Here is an 18,461-nt window from a genome sequence, read left to right on the forward strand (position 1 = left end):
AGGTTGATCGTATACAGGTTTGCGAGCTGGCGACCCCGCCGCAACGGGTGGTCGCTATGGCTCTGGATAGGGTCCCGGCGGGCTACCCTTCGCCAGCCCAGGACTATTCCGATACGAAGATTGATCTATCCGAGATGCTGATCCGCGACCAGGTCTCCACCTTCATCGTCCGTGTATCCGGCGAATCCATGCAGGGGGCGGGATCAGCGACGGGGATGAACTCATCGTTGACCGCTCCGTGCAACCTAAGGACGGACACGTAGTGATCGCGGTGATTGACGGGGAGATGACCGTCAAACGTCTCTCTACTGGCCCTGCCGGGGTGGTCTTGAAAGCAGAGAACCCGGACTATCCTGATCTGCGCGTGGCGGAATTGTCGGATTTTCGGATTTGGGGTGTGGCCACCACATGCCTCCATCACCTCTAGACTCCCCCAACCCACAGCTGCGGGGCGAATACATCGCTCACGTGGATGTGAACAGCTTCTATGTCTCCTGCGAACGGGTCTTTGACCCGAAGCTCGATGCCCGCCCGGTGATTGTGCTGTCCAATAATGATGGCTGCGCGGTCGCGCGCAGCAGCGAAGCCAAAGCCCTGGGCGTTGAGATGGGTGCGCCGTGGTTCAAACTCGCGGTCGACGCTGAGCGTCTCGGGCTGGTTGCGAAGTCCTCTAATTACGAGCTGTACGGGGAAATGTCGACCCGCGTCATGAAGCTTTTAGGCCGTTTCTCGGCGTGGGTGGAGGTCTATTCCATTGACGAGGCGTTCCTGGGTGTGTCCGGCACCCTGGATGAGCTGCAAGCCCTCGGTGAGCGGATCAAAGCTGAGGTGTTCCGGCTGACCGGGCTGCCGGTGTGCGTGGGGATCGCCAAGTCCAAGACGCTGGCGAAAATGGCGAACAAGACCGCCAAACACATCAAAGAACTGGGCGGGGTATGCGTGTGGGCTCGCTCGCCAGCGCAGACCACCGAGAATCTTCTGGCGCGTCTACCGGTGGTGGAGGTGTGGGGTATCGGCCCCCGGCTGACCAAGCGGCTGCGCGGGTTAGGGATCTGGACGGCTAAAGACCTGCGCGATGCGAATGAGGTGCGGATCAGGGATAAGTTCTCCATTGTGCAGATGCGCACCGTGCTAGAGCTGCGCGGGATTCCCTGCATCCCGATGGAAGAAGAACGGGTGATCAAGGATCAGCTGATCTTCTCCCGCAGCTTCTCCGATCCGATCACTGATCGGGTGGGCATGGAGCAGGTGATGGGGATTTATGCCCAGCAAGCCTCCGCACGGCTGCATAAGCACCAGAAACAGGCCAAGATCCTCTCTGCGTGGGCGATGACCAGCTACTACAACCAGCACCAGGATCACCAGCCAGCGATCACGGTGAAGCTGCCTGGGCCTACGGCTGATCCGGTGGTGCTCACCCGCGCAGCGAAGCAGCTGCTCCCCCAGATTTTGGTCGGGGTGAAGTATGCGCGGGCGGGGTGGTGGTTATGGATCTTCAACCGTTAGCCATGCAGGAAACTTTTGATCCGTTCGTGTCAGCGCATGAGGCGAAACAGATTGGCCCGCTGATCCAGCAGATCCGTTCTGAACACGGTGTGAAGTCTATCGGTTTAGGTCGGGCCGGATTACAGCAGGGGCCGGCGTGGGAGATGCGGCGGGAGATGATGAGTCCGCGGTACACGACCCACTGGCGTGAGCTGTTGACCGTGCAAGCCGCCTAAGGGTAGCGATGCTTATAGACGGCTATGGCCGCGCGCTTTGCACTGATACTTGCGCCGAGTCCCATGAAGCCCAGTACCCCTAGCACAACAACCAGCCCTGACCACAGCACCAAAACCCAAATACTGGGAGCCACGCCAGCGAGGCTTCCGCCCGCGAACAAAATTGCTACCCCGGCCAGAATCAAGGTGAAGGCTTTGCTTATTTGGTCATAAACTCCGGAGTCGAATTCGGTTTTGGCAATGAGGTGTTCGAAGGGATCGTTCATCGGTGGTTCGCTGAGCGCTTGGAGTTCTTGGTTAGTACGGCGCGCGTGCTTTTCGCTGACTCTGCCTGCTTTACTTTGCCTCATCTTCTGCGTACCTCCCATTTTTCTTGTCGCTTCCGTGCTCATCGCTAGATGCCGTGCATGAGCCATGATCCCCTGTCGTAGGCGAACTCAGGTACCGCAGCTTGTGGCTTGTGTGCGGGTGGTCGTTTGGTTCCTGCTGTCCACGTGGGTGCAGGAAATGCAGCGCAGCGATTGGGCTTTTGCTGTGCACAGGTGGACAGGAGGCTTAACCGCGCTGCCTGGTTTCGTGCCGGTTGGTTCGGTTTCGGGCAGGGTTTCCATCCAGCAGGTCGCGTTAATGGCGACCTGTAGCGCTGCCAGGGCTTGGGCGACGGCTTGTTTCGTGTCGGGGTAGTCCTTGTTCCATGAGTCGGTGCTCATGGTGATGCGGCCGGTCTTCGCGAGGTCTTCCAGCTCGTTGGCCAGCGCTTTGAGGTCATCGTAAATTTCTGAGGCGTTGCGAGTCACGGTGAATCCCTCCTTAGCGTGCGTGAATATGCCAATACTGTCGTGCATATGAATAAATGAGTAAAGACGCATTCATGCAAATGAGCAAGTGAACATTTGAGCAACGAATGTGCGTAAGTCACGGAGAATACTAACGAATAGTGGTGCGCGCGGACGGGGTGACTACTCCCCTATCCGAATCCTCGATGCCTAGCAGGTTGAATCCACCTATGGAAAATTTTCTCATATACACATTTGCAGCTCTGAGTAATTGAGTCCAATTGCTTATCGGCCTAGCTAGTACACCATGACGGTCCAGCTGCCGGCTGACTTCGGAGATACAAAGCACGATATACGCATTTGAACAATTCGTAGGTGCGTGTGCACCGTGGAACGCTGCAACGATAAGCTCTTTGGGCAGTCTGAATGCTTGGAAAAAATGAGTGCATGAGTAGATGATGATCTACTCATGCACTCAAAAGATGATTTACATCTTGATGTGTTTACTCTTCAGGGAGTGACTCAATATATTCAGTCAAGAACTCGCGAATGCTTTTGTGTTCACTGCGAGCCACATGGATTTTCAGCTTCGTATGCAGGCTTTTAGGTAGTTCGAAGTTCACTCGTGTCAGCGGTTCTGCGGGAGCGGTGTCCCGTAAACTAGCCATCAGCCGGCTCTTCTCGCTTTCGGCTCGCTGGCTTGGACGCCCTGCGCTGAGCCCGGTTCTACTGTTGCTCATTTAGACAACCTCCTGCTCAAGGATGATCGACTCAATTTCAGCACTCAGTGCAAGCATTTCTCGGGTGCCCTCGGATCGAGGGAAGTCTTCAATCACTGTAGACCCACGCGCAGCTGTCCCTGGGTAGTCGACACGCTGGAAAATCTTGGATTCAAGGACCGGCAAGCCATAATCCTCGAGGATCGCAGAGACATCCTTGCTGATGTTTGAACCGGTGATCGCGCGGGATACGACGAAGGCCGCCTTGAGTTTCCCGTCGGTGACCTCGATGCGCTGCTTGACTAGGTCAACCAGATCCTCGGTGGCCCAGATGTCATACGGCGAGGGCTGCACGGGAATAAGGACAAAATCAGCAGCCTTGATCGCAGAGACAGCAAGGTCACTAGCCTGCGGTGCCCCATCGATGACGACGAAATCGACCTTGGCCAGGCTTTTGACGTCGCGTTCAATGGTGGGGCGATCGATGCCCACGACGGACACGGGGTGCTCTTCCCTGACTGCAGCCCAGTCCCGGGCGCTTCCCTGAGGGTCTGAATCCACCAAAAGCACAGAGCGGCCAGTGTGCTGCAGTGCGGTGGCTAGGTGGGTGGAGATCGTGGTTTTCCCAGCTCCGCCTTTTTGGTTCAATACGGCAATCGTTTTCATAGATTCCTTCCGCTGCACAGAGGTGAGTAAATACGGATTTACATATAAGTGTATCAGCACAAATGAGTAAAAGTGCATTTATGCACACATGTGAAGGGCGATGGCGTGAGGCGCTTCTCCCCCATCGAATGCATGAGAAATTGTCTAGATGATCATTTGATGATTTACTCAAAACCGTACGGATCCGATATTCCGGCTGGCCGTGGTCTGAGGGTTCAAGCAGTGGTTGAGTCGGCCTTTAGATGGATTGGCGAGCACAAGGACCGATAGAGTGGTGTCTTGCTGCAGGTCGTCAATACACCGTCCATCAAATGAGTAAATGAGGTTTCGCGTATGTATTGCGCTGAGGGTGACAGGTTGAATTCACTCCAAGGCACTCAATCATTTTCAAGGGTCGGGATTGCGCTTTAGAGGACCATGAGCCCTGAGGAAGTATTGCTTAAATGTTCATTTGATACTTTACTCAAAAACGTACAGATTCGGTGCCCTGGGCCACTGGCGGCTGAGGGGCAAATATTAGTTGAATCAATCTTGTGGCGGATTATGCGCGCACGGAGCAATGTGGGGGTGCTTTGCTTCATTACTTCAAATGAGTAAATGAGAACCCTCGCATAAAAAGCTTGGGGAGGGTAGATCAGATTCCCGCCAGGCCATTCAATTTTTTTCGCTGAGCGTGGTTGCGCTGCAGGAAGTGCTCAAATGATAAAATGAGTAAAAGTGTAGATTTGGTTGAAATTTCGGTGGGGGAGTGGTGCTTGGGGCTGCGTTCGCTCACTGGTGCAAAAAATCTTCATGAGTGAGCGGGTAAGGAATCAAATACTCTTTTGAGTATTTTCTCTCTATGCCTATGGCTTCAACGCCGAGTTTAGCGTTCGGATGCTTCAGGGAGCGGTGTCAAGCATTGGTGGAAGTCGCCCTGGATTACATCAAGATTTCACGCAAATGATCATTTGAGTAAATGAGCGGATACTTCATTATTGGCGGGCATGGCATTTGGCAGGGGAGTCCACTTGGCCGGCAGAGCCGTCATGAGCGCTGGGAATGGAAATGTGAAAGTTCGAGCCGATTCCTGGGAGCGTGTGATTCGATCTTTTCGGCAGTGAGCAAATGATGATCTGAGTATTTGCGCAAAAACGCGCCAACATCTCAATGCTCGGCGTTACCGGCTTATCCCGCGATAACTGTTCGATATGCGCCATGGCTGCAGCAAACCTACGATCCACCAAGGAAGAGATAGCGCCAGGAGGCTAATAAATCAACATTTGAGTAAATGTTCGTATGAGCTAATGATGTTAGGGATCACCTTCAGGTCGATAGCGCGCGTGCCGCTGACAGCGCTGCGCGTACTCTGGCTGCCCCGGTTGCTGCAGCACTTTGGTGTGCCGGGCGTCGAGCTTGGTGTTTTGCCCGCCGGTCGGCGGCGGCCCGTGCGGCAGCGCGGGCTCGGTTGCTTTCCGCAGCGGCTCGCTGGGAGCGGCTGGTCATGACTTCACCGTTCGGAGTCATCCACTGGCGGAGGCGGTAGAGGATTGCTGCGCGCAGAATGCGGCAATAGTCGATGTAGGACTGAGTGTCACGATCATGCTGGGGGAGTGCACCCCATGCTTCCTTCCCGTGCAAACCCGGGCTGGTACGCCAATCCAAAGCATGGTGAACATCTGAAATCGTCCATCCCGCATCGAAAAATGGTTTGACCATGTTCAGAACGTTTTTCTTGGAAAAACGGGCCAGATCTGGCATCAAACGTAAGATTTCAGCGGCAGCCGATAACCCCTGACTTCTCGAGCTGATGCGTCGGTTGGCTGGCCACAGGGTGACTTGTCGCTGATCGCGGTGGTGAGTTCGCACGGCGTAGCCGTGCCCATGATGTTCAGTGCCGCGCAGCGGCTCAATCTGGGTGTTTTTCTCGAGCGTGCGCGTGTAGGAACTTACTTCGTAAGTGGTTAACCCCCCTACGGGGAGGGGTTCTAAGTTATTTCCACAGGTACCAGCGGCGCCTTGTGTGTGGGCACGCGGCGCGGGGGTCGTGTCTGGTGTGTCTTGGGGGCGTAGGCCGAGGCCGATGGGGCGGCAGATGACGTAGACGGGGGCTTCGTTGGTGGCTGGTTGGCCGGCTTTGGCGGCGTAGGTGGCGCTGCGGCCTGAGGCGACGATGCCGATGATGCCCCAGGAGCGTAGGTCGTAGAGGACGTTGCCGACGGTGGCGCGGGAGACGCGTGCTTTCTCAGCGATGGCGTTCCAGGTGATGCGTGCGGTCATGGTGTCGTGGTCGGTGTAGCGCAGGAGGACCCAGAGGACAGCCAACGTGTTGCGGATGCGGTCGGAGCGTTTAGTGAGCAGTTCGTCGATTGAGCGTGTGGCGCGCCAGGCTTGGGCGGTGTGGTCGATCTTTTTGCTGCCGGCCGGGATGGCCCAGTTGATGGCTCGGTCAGAGGTTTCTTGGGCGCGGGAGACGCGGCGTATGCGGACCGGGGGCAGGGTTTGGGTGTGTTTGGTCGCGAACGCTTCTTTAGAGGCGTTGAACTGGGTTTTACCCTTGGCAGTGAAGTGCTCGGGGGTGTCTGCGCGGTGGAAGGGTTTGTGGCTTTTGGTGACGTGTTTTTGGATCGCTGCGATGCGTCCGTTGCACGGTCGGGTGTCCCAGTGGGGGGTTTTTGTGGTCTGAATCGCACTGTTTGGGTGTGTTTCAGTGGGTTGGGTTGTTGCGTGGGCGCGTTCAGGCGCTACTATAGACATACAACGTCTTTCCTGTTTCAGGGTAAAGAAGAGGGAGCGTCCGGTGTGGTAGCCGGAAGCTAACTTGGTAAATCACGATCTCTAGTAACTTTGGCGAGAGACATAGATCGGATTCAGAGCTTAGGCCCGCGCAATGCGCGGGCTTTTCTGTTTAAAGCTTGTCGATAGGCAGATGGCCTTCCTTGCTATCGTTTTGTGGAACCCACGTGGGAAGTCCTCGGTCGTCATATTCCAAGGTCTCCACCATAAGGTCGAAGAATGCTGCGGCAGACATGCCGGCTTTCTTCGCGAGATCCGCGAAATGCTCTTTATTTTCGCGCTCGACCTTCCACCCCATCGGCGTAGGGTGTTTCATGGTGCCGTAAGCGCGGCCATGCGGATTCTTCATATCATCATCCTATGGTTGCGCAATCAAGTTAATCGACCTGCGACACGCAAAAGTTTTTGATTCTTCGAAATTCATTGGGCACTATTCCCTACGACCGTTGAGTGGAAACTAGAGCGGTAGATATTTTATGCTCCCATTCCGACTTCTAGACCTCTTCGCGGTTGTGCTTTGCTGGAGTAGCTTTGTTTGTATGGCTGGTTGGGAAGTTTCAAGGCATCCCGAATGGGACATGATGTACGCAGTTGGCCTGACCGTGCGTGAAATCGCCGACCGCTGCCATCAAAACGTTGCTACCATCCATGCGCACTTCCAATCCCGGGAAAGATACGAACCCGGCACCCGTGCCACACACGAAGCAGCACTGGCAGCTAGGGGAGTGGACCGTCCAACGATTAGTTGGCGAAAGCTGCTGGCTGAAGTCCTGGAGTTCCAGAAAACCCACGGCCGACTTCCATCCCATGACAGCGACAACACAGAGCGGCGGTTACACCGATGGGTACTCAAGCAGCGCAGAGCCCACCGCAACAAATCAATGTCTACCCCAAAGATCGTCCTGCTGGAAGACCTCACCGGATGGAACATCGATGCGCACCAGCAAGAACTCGATGAGACATGGCGGGCACGGCTTACCTCGCTGATCGACTTCACTGCCGCCAATCATCAAATCCCGCGGTATAAGAACCACTCCACAGAGGCTGAGCGTGTCCTTGGTGTTTGGCTGCATATACAGCATCAAAAAAGAGCCGAGGGAACCATGCTGGATTGGCGTCTAAAAATGATGAATAACGCATTCCTTCATTGGCAAAGCCGCATGTGACGGGCAAATCAGTGACGAAGGTTGATTTAATGAGGGACTTCTTCCGCCGCACGGGCAACGGGGCGGTCGCTTAACCCGCCGAGCCCCAGAAGTCACAGAAGCCCGGCCTCGGCTTAACTAGGTGCTGGTGGGCAGGTGACTGGACAAACGCCGTGACGATTCTTGATAAGAAGATAATGGGTAGGTTCATCTGTACGACTCGGCCAGCGCTGGGACGCCGATCTGTCGGAAGGTGAGCGTTCTTAGACTTTCCTGGCTTTCCTGAGACGTCGGACACTACGGCTTCAGGCTTGCGACTTCACCTTGGCGCTGCGGATGATTTGGTGGACGCCGGCCAGAAATATTTTACGGTGGTCGAGGGCCAGGATTTCCTCGCGCAGCGAGGAAACCAGTGGGTGACGTGTCGGGTCTGCTAGAAGTTGGCCCCCGAACCATTCATATGATTCGGGATCTGCGGACTCAGCTTGGTCGCGCGCCAGCCCGGCGGCCCCGGAGAGTACGTAAGCGCCGAAAATCGCATACTGCTCGGCCAGTGCCTGACCTTCCAGTCCAGCTTCGGAAAAGCAGGCGAGCATTAGTTCGATACTGTCCAGCTCTCCTTGTCCGCTAGTGGTCAGGGAGGTAGCGGTGACGGCAATGGCAGGATATTGCACGAATGTGTCTAGTGTGACCTCAGCGAATTCGATCAGACATTCCTCCCATGAAGAGGTAGGAGCCTTGAGCCTGGCGCGGGCCATCTTGAAGACACGATCCAGCAATTCCTCCATGAGGCTTTCCTTCTTTAAGAAGTGCCGGTAGATCGCAGTGGGATCCACGCCCAACTCGTTGCCCAATTCCCTGTACGTCAACGTGAGTGTGTGCGGCCGGGAAGCCAGGCGTAGAGCAGCTTCAACGAAGACCTCACGGTCCAAAGATATCTTGACGGCCTTACCGGTCGGCTTGGGTGCCATGTCTTGCTCCTTTTCGTCCCGAACCCGGCGGGTTCCTGTGTGCTAATGCCATCCTACATTCGTTCCTGACAACATATATGTCAACACCATTGACATCGATATTTACTCTCCTTAGTGTCGTAGCTAACACTGCAAGGCGTCGGAACACTCGGCACCCGAACAGTTCTATCCGAAGAAGGAGTCCGAAATGAACGCCAAGACCCTGAAAATTGTGCTTACAGCAGGTGCTGTATTGGCAACGGTCTCGTGCTCGGCTTCATCGGGCGTCACGGGAGATAATGCGTCTGCCACTGACTATGAGATCACTGTCGACACTGCGGCTCCGGTCGGGGAGCTGGACAAGCTGACTTTCTCCACCTATGCGGAGCCCTTTTCGCTGGACTATGCCTACGCCTTTGACTACGCGGACAACCAGGTATTAGCCAACGTCTGCGAGTCGTTGGTGCGGTTGAACGACGACATGTCGATTTCCGAAGGGTTGGCCGAGAAGTATGAGAATCGCACGCCTAACACCTGGGTCTACACGATTCGCCAGGGCGTGAAGTTTCACGATGGAACCACCCTCAACGCCGATGACGTGGTTGCCTCCATGAACCGCCACCTGGACCCCGCCGTGGGCTCCTTCTGGTACTCGGTGTACCAAAACGTTGAAAGCATCAAGAAGACCGGACCCTTCGAGGTCACCGTGACCTCGAAGGTTCCTGATGCCCTGTTCAACGAGTCAATGTCAGGCGCCGCGGGAGTCATTGATTCGGCATCCATGCTCAAGCAGACCGGCCTGGACTATGGGAATGCCAAGGGTGGAGTCAACTGCACCGGCCCGTTTGAATTCAAGAAATGGCAAAGCGGTGAGAAACTGACCTTTGCCCGTTTCGAGGACTATTGGGACTCGGATCTCAAAGCCAAGGCTAAAGAGCTTGAATTCGTGGTTATGACCGATCCGGTTGCCCGCCTCAACGCCCTAAAATCCGGGGAAATCGACGGGGGCTGGATGTTGCCAGCCACTGCCGTGGACGACCTGAACGCTTCCGGCGCCGGCAAAGTCTATTTCGGGCTCAATACCGCGGTGCAGTCACTGGTGGTTTCCAACCCCGATGGCCCGCTGGGCAATCCCATGGTTCGCAAAGCCCTGCTCATGGCATTAGACCGCGACGGACTGGTGAAGGCCGCCGAGGGCGGCTACGGCAAGCGCAGCAATTCGTTGACCAATGAAGCGGTGTGGACGCATGCCGAGGCTGGCACCAAGGAAGCCGCTTTCAAAAACCTGGTCGATTATCCCTACGATGTGGGGGAGGCGGCCAAAATCATCAAGGACGAGGGCGTTGAGGGCCAGGAAATCAGCATTACTACTGCGCCGATCGGCAACAACTTTGCGGTGATCGCCCAGGCGACAGCCGCCGCAGCCGAATCGATTGGGCTCAAGGCTACTATCAACACCGTGACCCCGAACGCCTACACTTCGCTGTTCTCCGACCCGGAAGCGCGCAAGGGAACCGACTTGTACTACACAAGTTGGTATCTCTCGGTCGGTGACCCCCAGGAGATGTTTTCGATCCTGCGCACCGGAGACTTCTCGAACTACGGTAACTGGTCGGATCCGGTCTTCGACAAGTCCGTGAACGCTGCACTGCAGACCATGGACCAGCAAGAACGCTTTACCAAATCCTTGGAGGCCCAGAAAATCCTCAACGAGCAGATTCCCTGGCTGCCGCTTTACGAGAGCCCGAATATCCTGTGGATGAGCAACAAAATCACCGGCGCTTCCCCGTCGATCAACTTTCTCTACTACCCGTGGGCCGCGGAAATTGGAGCCAAATAGACCACCCAAGGACACATTCCGCGACCCGAGCGCAATAACATTCTGTCCGAGTGAAAATGAGCAGCAGGAAACTCGAGGCTGTCCGACCGTCGGTCGCAGAAACTTCATCTCTTTTGATGGGAATCCCTTCTTGAGGAAGGATGGAATGCCTGTTGTCACGCTTCCCTAAGAAAGTGCGTCGCATTTCCGTGACTAAGCTGTGGCACAGGATTTCCCCGCGGCAATGATCAATCGTGCGTCGACCAGGAAATTTTCGCACTGGGTCGACAGCCAGTAGTTCTTCGCGATTCTCAGCTACCAGCTTGTGCCATTACGGGCCCATCTTCAGCGGGCCCGAAACTATGCATAGGATCCAGATTTCATCTTCGCGCGCTTACACGCGGTCGTAGAGCAAGCCATGGAACCCTCAATCTGGCAGGAGCTATAGAAGGCATATTGCTCGGGCAGGGCCGCGTCTTCTCGCATGGGTAAAGCAAGAGAGTCTGCACTCCATCACCGCTAGATTACTGAGCCCCTGCGGGGGATCAGCGAAGTGGCCACGATGGCCACGGCAGGGTATTGAAGGAATGCAAAGATTTCCTCGGCGAATTCGACGAGTCTTTCCTGCCAGAGTCCCGCCGTACCCGTGAGTCTTGATTATGTGGAAGAATCCGCGGTTCAGTAACTCATGTAATAGGAATTCCGTGCGCTAAAAATGCCAATGAATCATTGACAATTCGACGCAATTCCCTCGCCCAGCTAGTGCATAGCCGAGAGCGATTTTATTCTGCCGCAGGAAAGTCGAATCCCGACTTCAACAAAAACTTGTGATCATGGAACGCTTCTACATGATTCCTCCATTTGGCGATGCTGAGTGACTGTCCGTTGGGGCCCGCCGACCGGATCCCGTCTCCACAGATAAGCTTTGAATGTCAACGTACCTGTCAACGGCATTGACAGAGATTCCGACCTGAAATAGTGTCTTACCTAACAGACTATGGAGATGAGGATCACAATGAAGGAATTCGCCGAAGTCGCCTTCCACTCAGGCAGTGTTTTCACCGGTACGGGTCAGCCCATTAAAGGTTTAGCCGTGCTGGTAAACGACGGGCGCATCTCCGCCCTCGTTCCTGAGGAGCTTTTGGGTGCCTACACCGGATCGAATACCCAATTGGTCGACCTCCATGGCGCCCTGCTCTCCCCGGGGTTCCAGGACTCGCATATCCACCCCGCCGGGGGCGGCACCGAGCTGCTGCAATGTAATCTCTCCAGAACTGAAAATGCCGAAGAAGCAGTGGCAACCATTGCAGCCTACGCCGCAGCCAACCCAGGGGTTGCTTGGATTCAGGGTGCCGGCTGGTCTATGGACCACTTTGCCGGCGGAGCCCCGCTAGCCTCGCTGATAGATGCAGTGGTCCCTGACCGTCCGGTTTCATTGGCCAGCCGCGACCACCATTCCATGTGGGTCAACTCCACTGCCTTGCAAGCCGCAGGCATCGATGCCAACACCCCCGATCCCGCAGATGGGCGCATTGAACGCCTCGAGGACTATTCCCCAGCAGGTACCCTGCATGAAGGTGCCATGGGCCTGATTGAGGAACATGCGCCTGCAACCACCGCCGAACTGATCATTGCAGGTCTGGCCCGTGCCCAAGAGGAACTGATTTCCCAAGGCATCACCGGCTGGCAGGATGCCATGGTTGGTGCCGGGATAGGCATCCCCGATGCCAAAGATGCCTATTTCGCCATGATCAATGACGGAAAACTCAAGGTCCGCGTCCGCGGAAGTTTGTGGTGGCAGCGCGACCAAGGCCTGGAGCAACTCGACGGGCTCATTGCCTCGCGTACCGAGGCCGATGCTCTTGGCTTGCCCGAACGTTTCAACCTTGGCACCGTGAAGATCATGGTCGACGGCATCGCCGAGAACTTCACCGCTTCGATGATCGAACCCTACCGCGACAAATGCGGGCACCAGACCAATAACAACGGCCTGTCCTTCATCTCCGCCGAGAACCTAGCTGCCTATGTCATCGCGCTTGACGCCGCAGGCTTCCAGGTTCACTTCCATGCCTTGGGTGATGCCGCGGTGCGCGACGCACTTGATGCAGTTGCAGCTGCACGTGCAGCTAACGGCCCGTCCTCCAACCGGCACCATCTGGCCCACCTGCAGGTGGTTTCCGAGGCCGACACCGGTCGCTTCACCGAACTGGATGCGGTGGCCAACCTTCAGCCGCTGTGGGCCTGCCACGAGGACCAACTCGATGAACTGACGTTGCCATTCATGCCTGAATCCGCGCAGGACCGTCAGTACCCCTTCGGGGACTTGGTGGCGTGCGGTGCCCGTCTTGCCGCGGGCAGCGACTGGCCGGTTTCCAGTGCTGATCCCATCGCCGGAGCCCACATTGCCGTGAACCGCATTGCCCCGGAGATTCAAAGTGTTCCGCTAGGCGGGGAAAAGCAGTGTCTTGACCTTTCCGCTATTTGGGCCGCCTACACATCGGGTACCGCGTATGTGAACCACCGAGAGGACATCACCGGATCCATTGCGCCGGGCTACTTTGCAGACTTCGTTGTCGTTACCCCAAACCCGTTCGACGGACCGGTTGAGAAGATTCATGAAAGCCGCGTGGTGTCTACCTGGATCGATGGGGAATGCGTCTACCAAGCATCAAACGTGACAGCGCAGCAGGGGTTCAAGAAACCATGAAGAATAAAATCCTCAAGACCAAGTCGCTCCAGGTCGCGGTAGCTACCGCCGCGGTGCTCACCCTGGCCGCCTGCAGCGGCGCATCCTCAGATGCCGGAGCCGTGGCACCGACCTACGAACTGACCGAGAAGACCGCCGACCCCACAGGTGAGCTGGACAAGCTCACGTGGTCGCTCTACGCCGAGCCGTATTCGCTGGACTACGCCTATGCGTTCGATTTCCCTGACAACCAGGTGCTGGCCAACACCTGCGAGTCCTTGCTGCGACTGAACCCAGACATGTCAGTTTCCCCGGGCCTAGCCACCAAGTTCGAGAATCCCACACCCACTACTTGGGTCTACACTATCCGTGAAAACGTGAAGTTCCACGACGGCAGTACCATGAACGCCGACGACGTGGTTGCCTCGCTCTCGCGTCACCTGGACCCGGCCGTGGGTTCCTTCTGGTACTCGGCCTTCTCAAACGTCAAAAGCATCAAGAAGACCTCCTCCAACCAGGTCACAGTGATCACCACCAAGCCCGATGCGATCTTCAACGAGTCACTTTCCGGGGCACCAGGCGTCATCGAATCCGCTGCCACCTTGAAGAAGGCCGGTAGTGACTACGGTAACGCCAGTGGCGGGGTCAACTGCACTGGCCCATTCGAGCTGATGGACTGGGCCAGCGGCGAGAAAATCTCCTTCAAACGCTTTGAAGCCTACTGGGACACAGAAAATGCTGCTAAGGCCAAGGAACTCGAATTCGTGGTCATGACCGATCCGGTCGCCCGCGTCAACGCTTTCAAGTCCGGCGAAATCGACGGCGGATGGATGCCTCCGGCTAACGCCATTGGTGAGCTGAACGCATCAGGCGCAGGGAAGATCTACTTCGGCACGAACTCCGCGGTGCAATCGCTAATCGTGACCAACCCTGAGGGTCCGTTGGGCAATCCCGAGGTCCGCAAGGCCCTCCTAATGTCCATCGACCGCACCGGTCTGGTCTCCGCCGCCGAAGCTGGTTATGCCAAACGTACCAACGCGCTGACTGCCGAATCGGTATGGGAGGCCGCCGATGAGGCAACTCGGACTGCGGCCTTCGAGGAACTCACCGACTACCCATATGATATCGAAGCAGCCACCAAGATCATCGAGGAACAGGGAGTCGCGGGCGCGGAAATCACGATTACTACCGCACCCATGGGCAACAACTTCGCCGTAATCGCCCAGGCCACCGCCGCTGCGGCCGAGTCGATCGGCCTGAATGCCACCATTAACACCGTGACACCGAACGCCTACACGGCGCTCTTCTCTGATCCGGAAGCCCGCAAGGGCACCGATCTGGTCTACACCAATTGGTACCTGTCTATCGGCGACCCGCAGGAAATGTTCTCCATCCTGCGCACCGATGACTTCTCTAACTACGGCAGCTTCTCCGATACCTCCTACGACAAGGTAGTTAACGAGGCTTTGGAAACGCTGGATGCCGATGAGCGCTTCACCAAGTCGCTCGAGGCCCAGAAGATTCTCAACGAGCAGCTGCCCTGGCTACCGCTCTACGAGGTTCCCACGATCCTGTGGATGAACGACAAGATCACCGGCGTTTCCCCCTCGGTAAACCACCTCTACTTCCCTTGGGCGGCCCAAATTGGCGCAAAATAACGTAGCTGTGGCACCATCGCAGGCTCCGGGACCCGAGACCCCCGGTGCAACGGTGGCCGGGGGGCTGAAACTCGCGGTAAACAAGATCGTCACCTTCATCTTCACCGTATTCATTTCCTCGGTGATCGTGTTTTTCTCCCGGTGGCTGGTCCCCGGGGACCCGATCAGCTTCTTGTTGCGCGGGCGTAGCCCTAATCCCGAAGCTATTGCTGAAGTCACCGCGATCTACGGGTTGGACAAATCTCCGCTGGAGCAGTATTGGCAATGGATTACTGGAGTGCTGCAGGGCGACTTTGGCCGTTCGCTGCAGTACCGTCAGGACGTCTCGGATGTGATCCTTGATCGTCTGCCGGTAACCTTGGGCCTAGTTGTGATGTCCGGGGCCATGATCGCAGTGCTCGGGTTGACTGCAGGAATCTGTGCTTCGCTCCTGCGTGGCACCTGGGCAGATAGGGCCATTATCGCCTCAATGTCGGGTCTGGCCGCGATCCCGTCCTTTGTCGGCTCAATCCTGCTGATCGCAATTTTCGCGGTGCAGCTGGGCATGTTTCCCTCTTTCGGGTCAGGCACCGGGTTCTGGGACATGACCTATCACCTTATCCTGCCCTCGCTGGCCCTGGCACTGGCCTTTATCGCAGTGGTGGGACGCGTGACGCGCTCGGCCATGATGGAACAGTTTGCCCGCGAACACGTTGAGGTCGCCCGCTCACGCGGCATCACCCCGGTCGCGGTGGTCATCCGCCACGTGCTGCGCAATGCGTTGGGCCCGATTCTCACGGTATCCGGCCTTCTGGTCGCCGGGCTGCTGGTCTCCTCGGCCATCGTGGAGCAGGCCTTTGGACTAGCAGGGCTGGGTTCATTGCTGGTCTCCTCCGTGGACCGGTTGGACTTCCCTGTGGTGCAAGCGATTGTACTGATCGTCGTCACGGCCTTCGTAGCCATCAATACACTCGTTGACCTTCTGGGCCCCGTCATTGATCCGCGCCTGAAGGGCGGGGAAGGAGCACGATGAGAATTCACACAGCACCGCGTTTGCCGTTCAAACGCCTGTCTCTGCACAAGACTCGTTATGGACTGGTGTTCGCCATTTCCTTTCTGGTGATCGTCCTCATCGCGGCTATCTTCGCGCCGCTGGTGGCTCCATATTCGCCCTCGGTCGTTGACTTATTGCGGGTGAATTCGGGCCCGAGCGCTACCCACCTGTTGGGCACCGACACGTTGGGACGCGACATTCTCTCTCGGATGGTCTATGGATCTCGCACCGCTCTGACCGGGCCCATCGTCGTGGTGCTGGTCTCTACCGTCCTGGGTCTGCTCTCAGGTTTGTGGGCGGGGTGGGCCGGCGGCACAGTGGACGCGATCATATCCCGTGTCTTCGATATAGTGCTCGCCTTCCCGGCGCTACTGCTCGCTATCCTGGCCGTGGCGTTGTTTGGCAAGGGTCTGGTGGCCCCGGTCATTGCCATGTCGATTGCCTACACCCCCTACATCGGCCGGCTCACTCGGCAGCTGGTAGCCACTGAAAAGAATCGCCAGTATGTGGCTGCCTACCAGGTGCAGGGGTTCTCCGCACCGTGGATCGCTACCCGCGCAGTGCTGCCCAATGTGTTGGGCGTCGTAGGATCGCAGACCACGCAGAACTTCGGGTACGTGCTGGTCGAACTCGCTGCCCTGTCCTTCCTGGGCTTGGGCATTCAGGCACCCACACCAGATTGGGGCAACATGATCAACGAGGGCCAGGCAGCCCTGGTCTCGGGCAGCTTCTTGCCCGCGTTGATCCCCTCCATTGCGGTAGTGCTCGTAGTCATCGCGGTGAGCTCCGTAGGTGGTTGGCTTTCGGACAAGTTGGGAGACCCGTTCGCATGAAACTTCTAGATATCAACGAATTGAGTATTCACATCAAGTCTCACGGGACACCAACCCTCCAGCTGCTGGAGAAGGTGTCCCTGCACATTGACCGCGGCGAGACGATTGCGTTGGTTGGCGAGTCGGGTTCCGGCAAATCGTTGACCGCCCGCGCAGTCCTGGGCCTGCTGCCCTCTTCAGCCACGGTGGGCGGAAAGGTCAACCTGGAAGGAGTGACCGTCCTCGAGGCCAGCGGATCGGAACTTCGCGCTCTGCGCCGCACCCGCGCCGCCATGGTTTTCCAAGACCCACGTTCCTCCATCAACCCAGTGCGCACCCTAGGCGCACACCTGATCGAACCGATGCTGCAAGAACCGGGCGCCGACAAAGCCGCCCTGGAAAAGCGCGCCATCGAGCTGCTTGCGTCCATGGGGCTGACCAACCCCGAGGCACGGATGAAACAGTATCCGCACGAGCTTTCCGGTGGCATGCTACAGCGCGTGATGATCGCCGGCGCACTGATGAACGACCCAGAACTACTGATCTGTGACGAGTCGACCACTGCATTGGATGTCACCACCCAAGCTGCGGTCATCGAACTGCTCGCGACGGCGGTGCGCAAGCGCTCCATGGGCATGCTTTTCATCACCCACGATCTCGCCTTGGCCGCATCGATTGCCGATCGCACCTATGTACTGCAAAACGGGGTAGTGCAGGAGCATGGGGTCACCCGGCAGGTCTTCGAGGCCCCTGTCTCCGAATACACCAAGGCCCTGGTCGCAGCCACCCCGTCCATGGCCGGAGCGTCAAAAACGGAGACACACCAGGATGATTCGACCAGGCACCCGGTGCTGCGCGTCGAGGAGGTCTGCAAAACCTACCAGCTGTCCGGCCAACCCCCTGTCCAAGCGCTGAGGAACGTCTCGCTGATGATTCCCGCCGGGGGAGGTCTGGCGATCGTGGGCGAGTCTGGTTCGGGCAAGTCAACACTCGGGCGCATCGTGGCCGGGTTGGAAAGTGCAGATACCGGGGTGATGACAATGGCAGACGGGGAAGCCGCAGGATCTAATGCCAAAGAACGCCGGCTGAGAAAAGCTTCCCGCGTGCAAATGGTATTCCAGGACCCCTACCAATCCCTAGACTCCCGCCTCACCCCGGCCAAGGCCTTGGAAACAGTACTGAAGCTGCATTACAAGCTCGATGCTAAGTCCATTAAGGCCCGTGTCGTTGAGCTGCTCGAATCCGTGGGCCTGGAGGAAAAATATGCGCACCTCTACCCGCGCAAGCTCTCCGGCGGGCAGCGCCAGCGCGTGGCCATAGCCAAGGCAATGGCCCTGGAACCGCGCCTGCTGGTGCTGGACGAGGCGACCAGCGCGTTGGACGTCTCGGTCCAGGCACAGGTGCTGGAACTGGTCAACAAGCTGCGCCGCCAACAAGGCATCTCGGTGCTGTTCATCAGCCACGACCTGGCCATCGTGGGGGAGATCTGCGACGAGCTGCTGGTGGTGCAAAACGGTGCCATCGTCGAGTCCGGTCCCACCGCTCGGGTGCTGAACCACCCGCAGCACCCGTACACCCGGACGCTGCTGGCCTCGGTGCCGCGCCCGCGCTGGGAAACCCACCACAGGGGCACAGTCAGCGGCGAAGGCTACTCCGATACCGACCTTGCTTCGGCAAACCACAACACCCTTTAGAGATTGA

The 18,461-nt window shown here is 57.2% G+C and carries 13 protein-coding genes and 2 pseudogenes; 9 read left to right on the forward strand and 6 right to left on the reverse strand.

Annotated features, from left to right (window positions below; genetic code table 11):
* The first annotated feature begins 56 nt into the window (after window positions 1–56).
* Window positions 57–427, forward strand: a pseudogene (locus ACIOTL_RS17040) (LexA family protein).
* Window positions 409–1,721 (forward strand): annotated as a pseudogene (locus ACIOTL_RS17045) (Y-family DNA polymerase). The pseudogenes ACIOTL_RS17040 and ACIOTL_RS17045 overlap by 19 nt, the downstream one beginning before the upstream one ends.
* Here ACIOTL_RS17045 and ACIOTL_RS17050 read toward each other — a convergent pair.
* From ACIOTL_RS17050 to ACIOTL_RS17070, 5 genes are all read right to left on the reverse strand, one after another.
* On the reverse strand, window positions 1,718–2,113 hold the full coding sequence (locus ACIOTL_RS17050; RefSeq protein WP_400343940.1) for a hypothetical protein: 396 nt from the start codon (window positions 2,111–2,113) through the stop codon (window positions 1,718–1,720). The pseudogene ACIOTL_RS17045 and the gene ACIOTL_RS17050 sit on opposite strands and share 4 nt — an antisense overlap.
* A 45-nt stretch (window positions 2,114–2,158) precedes the next feature.
* The gene (locus tag ACIOTL_RS17055; RefSeq protein WP_400343943.1) at window positions 2,159–2,518 is read right to left on the reverse strand and encodes a hypothetical protein; all 360 of its coding nucleotides are present in this window, start codon (window positions 2,516–2,518) and stop codon (window positions 2,159–2,161) included.
* A gap of 719 nt (window positions 2,519–3,237) precedes the next feature.
* Window positions 3,238–3,882 (reverse strand): ParA family partition ATPase, encoded by a 645-nt coding sequence (gene parA / locus ACIOTL_RS17060; protein ID WP_047117786.1) that lies wholly within the window; start codon window positions 3,880–3,882, stop codon window positions 3,238–3,240.
* Window positions 3,883–5,187: 1,305 nt separating this feature from the next.
* Window positions 5,188–6,618: a hypothetical protein gene (locus ACIOTL_RS17065; protein WP_400343945.1), complete on the reverse strand. Its 1,431-nt coding sequence runs from the start codon at window positions 6,616–6,618 to the stop codon at window positions 5,188–5,190.
* Window positions 6,619–6,769: 151 nt separating this feature from the next.
* Complete coding sequence (locus ACIOTL_RS17070; RefSeq protein WP_400343947.1) at window positions 6,770–7,006, reverse strand: hypothetical protein; 237 nt, start codon at window positions 7,004–7,006, stop codon at window positions 6,770–6,772.
* A gap of 190 nt (window positions 7,007–7,196) precedes the next feature.
* Between ACIOTL_RS17070 and ACIOTL_RS17075 the strand changes: the two genes are divergently transcribed.
* Window positions 7,197–7,823: a Helicase associated domain protein gene (locus tag ACIOTL_RS17075; RefSeq protein WP_400343949.1), complete on the forward strand. Its 627-nt coding sequence runs from the start codon at window positions 7,197–7,199 to the stop codon at window positions 7,821–7,823.
* Window positions 7,824–8,107: 284 nt separating this feature from the next.
* On the opposite strand, the gene ACIOTL_RS17080 is transcribed toward ACIOTL_RS17075, so the two are convergent.
* Window positions 8,108–8,773 carry a TetR/AcrR family transcriptional regulator gene (locus tag ACIOTL_RS17080; protein WP_400343951.1) on the reverse strand — a complete coding sequence of 222 codons (666 nt, stop codon included), beginning with the start codon at window positions 8,771–8,773 and terminating at the stop codon, window positions 8,108–8,110.
* A 187-nt stretch (window positions 8,774–8,960) separates the two neighbouring features.
* On the opposite strand from ACIOTL_RS17080, the gene ACIOTL_RS17085 reads away from it, so the two are divergent.
* The 6 genes from ACIOTL_RS17085 (at window position 8,961) to ACIOTL_RS17110 (ending at window position 18,454) form a co-directional block, all read left to right on the forward strand.
* Complete coding sequence (locus ACIOTL_RS17085) at window positions 8,961–10,592, forward strand: ABC transporter substrate-binding protein (protein WP_400343953.1); 1,632 nt, start codon at window positions 8,961–8,963, stop codon at window positions 10,590–10,592.
* Window positions 10,593–11,574: 982 nt separating this feature from the next.
* A complete protein-coding gene (locus ACIOTL_RS17090) occupies window positions 11,575–13,278 on the forward strand; it encodes an amidohydrolase (RefSeq protein ID WP_400343955.1) in 1,704 nt (567 codons plus the stop codon).
* Window positions 13,275–14,915, forward strand: coding sequence for an ABC transporter substrate-binding protein (locus ACIOTL_RS17095; RefSeq protein WP_400343957.1), 1,641 nt, complete (start codon window positions 13,275–13,277; stop codon window positions 14,913–14,915). The genes ACIOTL_RS17090 and ACIOTL_RS17095 overlap by 4 nt, the downstream gene beginning before the upstream one ends.
* A gap of 7 nt (window positions 14,916–14,922) precedes the next feature.
* Window positions 14,923–15,927, forward strand: coding sequence for an ABC transporter permease (locus tag ACIOTL_RS17100; RefSeq protein ID WP_400343959.1), 1,005 nt, complete (start codon window positions 14,923–14,925; stop codon window positions 15,925–15,927).
* Window positions 15,924–16,781, forward strand: coding sequence for an ABC transporter permease (locus ACIOTL_RS17105; protein ID WP_400343962.1), 858 nt, complete (start codon window positions 15,924–15,926; stop codon window positions 16,779–16,781). Before ACIOTL_RS17100 ends, ACIOTL_RS17105 begins: the two co-directional genes overlap by 4 nt.
* Window positions 16,778–18,454 carry a dipeptide ABC transporter ATP-binding protein gene (locus tag ACIOTL_RS17110; RefSeq protein ID WP_400343964.1) on the forward strand — a complete coding sequence of 559 codons (1,677 nt, stop codon included), beginning with the start codon at window positions 16,778–16,780 and terminating at the stop codon, window positions 18,452–18,454. The genes ACIOTL_RS17105 and ACIOTL_RS17110 overlap by 4 nt, the downstream gene beginning before the upstream one ends.
* Window positions 18,455–18,461: the final 7 nt, after the last annotated feature.

Source organism: Glutamicibacter sp. NPDC087673 (genome assembly GCF_044743255.1).
Classification (GTDB): domain Bacteria; phylum Actinomycetota; class Actinomycetes; order Actinomycetales; family Micrococcaceae; genus Glutamicibacter.

Bases quoted from the DNA above. Each gene is read 5' to 3' on its own strand.
- ACIOTL_RS17075 (WP_400343949.1), top strand. From the start codon at position 7,197: ATGGCTGGTTGGGAAGTTTCAAGGCATCCCGAATGGGACATGATGTAC.
- ACIOTL_RS17065 (WP_400343945.1), bottom strand. From the start codon at position 6,618: ATGTCTATAGTAGCGCCTGAACGCGCCCACGCAACAACCCAACCCACT.
- parA (WP_047117786.1), bottom strand. From the start codon at position 3,882: ATGAAAACGATTGCCGTATTGAACCAAAAAGGCGGAGCTGGGAAAACC.
- ACIOTL_RS17085 (WP_400343953.1), top strand. From the start codon at position 8,961: ATGAACGCCAAGACCCTGAAAATTGTGCTTACAGCAGGTGCTGTATTG.
- ACIOTL_RS17090 (WP_400343955.1), top strand. From the start codon at position 11,575: ATGAGGATCACAATGAAGGAATTCGCCGAAGTCGCCTTCCACTCAGGC.
- ACIOTL_RS17095 (WP_400343957.1), top strand. From the start codon at position 13,275: ATGAAGAATAAAATCCTCAAGACCAAGTCGCTCCAGGTCGCGGTAGCT.
- ACIOTL_RS17050 (WP_400343940.1), bottom strand. From the start codon at position 2,113: ATGAGCACGGAAGCGACAAGAAAAATGGGAGGTACGCAGAAGATGAGG.
- ACIOTL_RS17080 (WP_400343951.1), bottom strand. From the start codon at position 8,773: ATGGCACCCAAGCCGACCGGTAAGGCCGTCAAGATATCTTTGGACCGT.
- ACIOTL_RS17070 (WP_400343947.1), bottom strand. From the start codon at position 7,006: ATGAAGAATCCGCATGGCCGCGCTTACGGCACCATGAAACACCCTACG.
- ACIOTL_RS17110 (WP_400343964.1), top strand. From the start codon at position 16,778: ATGAAACTTCTAGATATCAACGAATTGAGTATTCACATCAAGTCTCAC.
- ACIOTL_RS17105 (WP_400343962.1), top strand. From the start codon at position 15,924: ATGAGAATTCACACAGCACCGCGTTTGCCGTTCAAACGCCTGTCTCTG.